Origin of the sequence: Aliiroseovarius sp., assembly GCF_030148435.1 — a bacterium.
Lineage (GTDB): Bacteria > Pseudomonadota > Alphaproteobacteria > Rhodobacterales > Rhodobacteraceae > JASBTN01.
In genome coordinates this window covers 1-5,667 of the sequence record NZ_JASBTN010000071.1, presented here as the reverse complement: position 1 = coordinate 5,667, position 5,667 = coordinate 1, and the positions used below count along the sequence as shown (strand labels likewise).

The window sequence follows — 5,667 nt, the reverse complement described above, 5'->3', positions numbered from 1 at the left end:
GGCACGGAACGCATCAAAACATCGATCCCCTGCACGAACTGAGATCAGGGACAGTGAACAAGAGGCCACTCGTGCTAGAGCGGGTGGCCCTTTCCATGCCCAGATATAGCAGTGTTGCAGCATGCCCACATGAAATACTCGGCGCAAGGCATTGATTCTTGCAAATAAACGAAATCTGACGCAGGCTTACGGGAAATATGGGCGACAAGACCCAAAATTGAGGCGTGATCGGAGAGGCAGGATCACATGAAAATAGATAAGTTTCTGAAGGCAGCCCTATTGGGCTTAACTCTTGGTATCGCGAGTGCCCCGATGGGCGTGCAAGCCGAGACCCTTCGCGTAATGCGCGGCGCGGCATCTACCGCCCTGCAGGTTCCGATGAACCGGGCGGTGGTGGTGGAAAGCGATACGCCTTTCGCGGAGCTATCCATTGCAAACCCCGGCATCGCGGATATCTCGACCCTGTCGGACCGCACCATTTATGTGCTGGGCAAAACGCCGGGGCGCACCACCCTGACCCTTCTGGGCGCCGATGGGCGGCTGATAACCAACGTCGAGGTGCAGGTTGCCCCCGACATTGCCGAATTCAAGGAACGGCTACGCCAGATCCTTCCCGGCGAACAGATCGAGGTGCGCACCGCCAATGACGGCATCGTGTTGTCGGGCGTCGTCAGCTCGATCGCCAAGCTCGACCGCGCGCTGGACCTGGCGGAACGCTATGCGCCTGAACGCGTGTCCAACCTGATGAGCGTGGGCGGCACCCAGCAGGTCATGCTGAAAGTGCGCTTCGCCGAGATGAGCCGCTCGGTGCGCAAGGCGCTAAGCGGCAGCCTGGCGGTCCAGGGCGGCAACAGCGTCGGCGTCATCGGCGAATCCGGCACCTGGCTGGACGGTGCCAATGCCATCGGCGACCCGATTTCGGTCACGTCGGGCATGGAAGGCGGCTTGGCGGTCGGTTTCAACGCCGGAGCCTTCGAAGTCGCTGTCCTTCTGGAAGCCCTTGAAAGCAAAGGCGTCGTACGCACGCTGGCCGAGCCGAACCTGACCGCCCTGTCGGGGCAGGAAGCGTCCTTCCTGGCCGGCGGCGAATACCCGGTTCCGGTGGTCGGGAACGAAGGTGACGTGACCATCGACTACAAGCCATTCGGCATCGAGCTCAGCTTTACCCCGCGTGTTGTTGACGGCGACGTGATCAACCTGAGAATGGACGCTTCGGTCTCGGGCATTGATGCGACGAACTCCTTCAGCAACAACGGGATCAATGTTGCCTCCTTCCGCACCCGACAGGCCTCCACGACGGTCGAGATGCGCGACGGTGAGAGCTTCGCCATCGCCGGGCTGCTGCAGGACGATTTCCAGGACCTGAACGGTCAGGTGCCGTGGCTGGGCGATATCCCGGTGCTCGGCGCCCTGTTCCGCAGCGCCGAATATAGCCGTGAACAGAGCGAACTGGTGATCATCATCACCCCGCATCTTGTTACCCCGACCCGCGGCGAGGCCCTGGCCCTGCCGACCGACCGGGTCCGCCCGCCGACCGAAAGCCAGCTGTTCCTGTTCGGCAAGACCGCGGCTCCGAACCGCCCGACCTCGGGCGCTGCTGGCGAAGTTGCCCAGCAGGACTTCGGCGGTTCCTACGGCTACGTGATGGAGGACTGAGATATGGCACACACACCAATCAAGACCCTTGCGGCCGCCACCTCCGTCCTTGCCCTTCTTTCGGCCTGTGGCGACGCCACGGTCCTGAACTCCTGGACCCAGGAAGCGGGTGCGTTCCTCGACGAGGGCCGATTTGGCGATGCCACGCTGAATAACACTGCCCTGCAATCAGGCGACCGCAGCTTCCTCGTCGCGATGGGGGAACGGTTTGCCCGCGAAACCAACGACACTGTGAACTTTGCGTTCGACAGCGCCGTTCTGGACGGCGAATCCCAGGAAATCCTGCGCCGGCAGGCCCGCTGGATCAACCAGTTCCCCGAAGTGCGCTTCCGCGTCTACGGTCACACCGACCTTGTCGGTACGAAATCCTACAATCGGAGCCTTGGCATGCGCCGGGCACGCGCCGTGGTGAACTACCTGGTGTCACACGGGGTTGATCGCCGACGGCTCGAAGCCGTGGTCAGCGAGGGCGAGACCCAGCCGCTGATCGCGACCGAGAACCGCGAGCGCCGCAACCGCCGCACCGTGACCGAAGTCTTCGGCCTGAATGCCAATGACGGCATGGTTCTGAACGGCAAATACGCCCAGGCCGTCTATCGCGAATATGTGGAAAGCGCCACCGAAGCGACGCTGCCTTCGGTGCGTGGTCCTGAGATCATCAATTCGACGGAAACCTGGTAAACTCAGGTCGAATCCTGCCTGTTTCGGGGGGTCGGAGCGCTGCTCCGGCCCCTTTTTTGCGCAATTGTAGACGTTTTCTCTTCGGAAACAGCCTTCCCACCCGGCCCGGACCGTCTCAAAAGACCGCATAATAACGTTTTTTTAGCCCCAATCTTGCCAACATTGACTGCCAATTTTTCCAGGTAATGGCAGCAGTCCGCGTATTTTGGAATCGCGTGGGATCCGCACAGTGACCGGCAAGATCAATACGGCACATCGTTCGGGTCGATTTGAGAAGGAACGAGGCAATGAGTGGCAGTGTGGCACTGCAACCGGAACCCGCACCGATCGTGGCCTGCACGATCTCTCGGGACGTGCAGAATTTCGATCTTCTGATTGAGGACATGGAAGCCGAACTTGGCGAGACCTGGGGCGATCTGTCGCTCGAGGATGCGGTTACGTTCTTCGGTCAGCCCGACGCCGACGCCCTGGAGTTCGTGGCCATCGCGATGGATGACGAGGACGAGGGGAACCTGGCCCAGGTCGCCGACATCATCAAACAGGCGGTGGACAAGGGCATCAAGGTCGTTGTCATCGCCGAAGAGGTCAGCCCGATTGCGCTGCATCAGCTCCTGAAGATGGGGGCCGAGGAATTCGTGCCCTACCCCCTGCCCGAAGGCGCCCTGCATGACGCCATCGAACGGCTGCGCACATCGGCGCCGGAACCGGTTGAGCCCATGGTGCCCGAGGGCATGGAAACGACGCTGAAGCCCACCGGCGACCGCGAGGCGGTCGTGCTGCCCGTGCATGGCATGGCCGGCGGCACCGGCGCGACCACGCTGGCGGTGAACCTGGCCTGGGAACTGGCCACGATCGAAAAGGAAAACCCGCCGCGGGTCTGCCTTCTGGACCTGGACCTGCAGTTCGGATCTGTTTCGACCTTCCTCGATCTGCCCCGTCGTGAAGCCGTCTATGAAATGCTGTCCGACACCGAGTTGCTGGACCACGAAAGCTTCATGCAGGCCCTGCTGACCTTCAACGACCGTTTGCAGGTCCTGACGGCACCGGCCGACATGCTGCCGCTGGACCTGGTCGGCGCCGAGGATATCGACCGGGTGATCACCTTCGCGCGCACCAATTTCGACTATGTCGTGATCGACATGCCCTCGACCGTGGTGCAATGGACGGAAACGGTGCTGCAACACGCCCATGTCTATTTCGCGACGATGGAGCTGGACATGCGCTCCGCCCAGAACACCCTGCGCATGATCCGCGCGCTGAAAAGCGAGGAACTGCCGTTCTCGAAACTGCGCTACGTGCTCAACCGCGCGCCCAAATTCACCGACCTGACCGGCAAGGCCCGGTCCAAGCGCCTTGCCGAAAGCCTGGACATCACGATCGAACTGCAACTGCCCGATGGCGGCAAGCCGATCGTGCAGGCCGGCGACCACGGGGTCCCGCTGGCGGAAACCGCCGCCAAGAACCCGTTGCGCAAGGAAATCCAGAAACTCGCCGCTTCGGTGCATGAATTGAACAAATCCGCCGCCATCGCGGCGCAATGACCCGCCGCTGACACGGCCACTTAACCGGAGGCAAGCCCTTGTTCTCGCGTTACAAAAAGACCGGACCCCAGAAATCCGACAAGACCGGCGCACCGAACCTGCAGGCGGTCGAAGGTGGAAAACCCGCTGCCGCGCCCAAGCCGCAGCCGGCACCGAAGGCCGCGCGCAAGTCCGCGCCCGACCCGACCGCCGCCCGCGCCGCGCCCCAGGACAAGGAACGCAAACGCAAGGAACGTCTGAGCGAGATCAAGGTCGAGCTGCACAAGGAATTGCTGGACAACCTGAACCTGGCCGCGCTTGAGACCGCCAGCGAAAAGGACCTGCGCGCCGAGATCACCGCGATCTCGAACGAGGCGCTGGAAGGCATGTCCGTGGTTCTGAACCGGGACGAGCGCCAGACCCTGAACCAGGAGCTGTATGACGAAGTCACCGGCCTTGGCCCGCTGGAACCGCTGCTAAAGGACGACACGGTCAACGATATCCTGGTGAACGGACCGCAGCAGGTCTTCGTCGAACGGGCGGGCAAGTTGCAACTGACCGACACCACCTTCAAGGACGAACGCCACCTCTTGCGTATCATCGACAAGATCGTGTCGGCGGTGGGACGCCGCGTCGATGAATCGAACCCTCATGTGGACGCCCGCCTGGCCGATGGTTCGCGTTTCAACGCCATGGTTCCGCCGATCGCGGTAGACGGTTCGCTGGTCTCCATTCGCAAATTCAAGAAGGACAAGCTGGGCATCGACGAGCTGGTGAGTTTCGGTGCCTTCACCGAAGAAATGGCCGCCTATCTGCAAGCCGCCGTCGCCACCCGCCTGAACGTGATCGTTTCCGGGGGAACCGGGTCCGGCAAGACCACCACGCTGAACGCCCTGTCCAGCTTCATCGACGACAGCGAGCGCATCCTGACGATCGAGGACACGGCGGAACTTCAGCTGCAACAGACCCACGTGGGCCGGATGGAAAGCCGCCCGGCCAACGTCGAAGGCAAGGGCGCGGTCAGCCAGCGCGACTGTCTGAAAAACGCGCTGCGCATGCGCCCCGACCGCATCATCGTCGGCGAAACCCGCGGTGAAGAGGTCATCGACATGCTCCAGGCCATGAACACCGGCCACGACGGCTCGATGACCACGATCCACGCGAACTCCGCCCGTGACGCCGTATCCCGTCTGGAGAATATGGTTGCCATGGCCGGGATCGAGATGCCGCTGAAGGCGGTGCGCAACCAGATCGCCTCGGCCGTGAACCTCTTCGTGCAGGCCTCGCGCCTTCAGGACGGCTCGCGCCGCATGACCTCGATCACCGAGATCACCGGCATGGAAGGCGAAGTCATTTCGATGCAGGAGGTGTTCCGCTACGAACGCCTGGGCCTGCAACCCGATGGCAAGATCATCGGCCGCTTTACCGCGACCGGCGTGCGGTCGCATTTCTCGGACCGGTTCCGTCAGTGGGGCTATGACCTGCCCCACTCGATCTTCGAACCGGTCGCAGCGGAGTAGATACCATGGTCATTTCCGCAGAACCGCTTATCTACGGCCTGATCTTCGTGGCCGTTCTGGTGCTGGTGAACGCTGTCTACCTGATGGTGTTCGGCAAATCGATCAGCCTGAACAACCGTGTGAACCGCCGGCTCGACATGCTGGAAAAGGGCGCGGGCCGCGAACAGGTGCTCGAACAGCTTCGCAAGGAAATGCACCAGCACATGAACGCGAAGGGCATCCCGCTTTATTCGCTGCTGGCCCTGAAAGCACAGAAAGCCAATATCGCCTTTTCCCCCAACCAGCTGATC

4 protein-coding genes and 1 pseudogene are annotated in these 5,667 nt (G+C 62.0%); all 5 read left to right on the top strand.

The features are described 5' to 3' along the window. The first annotated feature begins 246 nt into the window (after positions 1 to 246). Complete coding sequence (locus tag Q1V43_RS13055; protein ID WP_300518726.1) at positions 247 to 1,656, top strand: type II and III secretion system protein family protein; 1,410 nt, start codon at positions 247 to 249, stop codon at positions 1,654 to 1,656. A gap of 3 nt (positions 1,657 to 1,659) precedes the next feature. After that, positions 1,660 to 2,337: an OmpA family protein gene (locus Q1V43_RS13050; RefSeq protein ID WP_300518724.1), complete on the top strand. Its 678-nt coding sequence runs from the start codon at positions 1,660 to 1,662 to the stop codon at positions 2,335 to 2,337. Positions 2,338 to 2,624: 287 nt separating this feature from the next. Beyond that, positions 2,625 to 3,878, top strand: a complete 1,254-nt coding sequence (locus tag Q1V43_RS13045) for an AAA family ATPase (protein ID WP_300518722.1) — start codon at positions 2,625 to 2,627, stop codon at positions 3,876 to 3,878. A 98-nt stretch (positions 3,879 to 3,976) separates the two neighbouring features. Further along, positions 3,977 to 5,377 carry a CpaF family protein gene (locus Q1V43_RS13040; protein WP_300518728.1) on the top strand — a complete coding sequence of 467 codons (1,401 nt, stop codon included), beginning with the start codon at positions 3,977 to 3,979 and terminating at the stop codon, positions 5,375 to 5,377. 5 nt (positions 5,378 to 5,382) lie between these two features. Beyond that, a pseudogene (locus Q1V43_RS13035) lies at positions 5,383 to 5,667 on the top strand (pilus assembly protein TadB); the annotation flags it as partial.

Bases quoted from the DNA above. Each gene is read 5' to 3' on its own strand.
- Q1V43_RS13055 (WP_300518726.1), top strand. From the start codon at position 247: ATGAAAATAGATAAGTTTCTGAAGGCAGCCCTATTGGGCTTAACTCTT.
- Q1V43_RS13050 (WP_300518724.1), top strand. From the start codon at position 1,660: ATGGCACACACACCAATCAAGACCCTTGCGGCCGCCACCTCCGTCCTT.
- Q1V43_RS13045 (WP_300518722.1), top strand. From the start codon at position 2,625: ATGAGTGGCAGTGTGGCACTGCAACCGGAACCCGCACCGATCGTGGCC.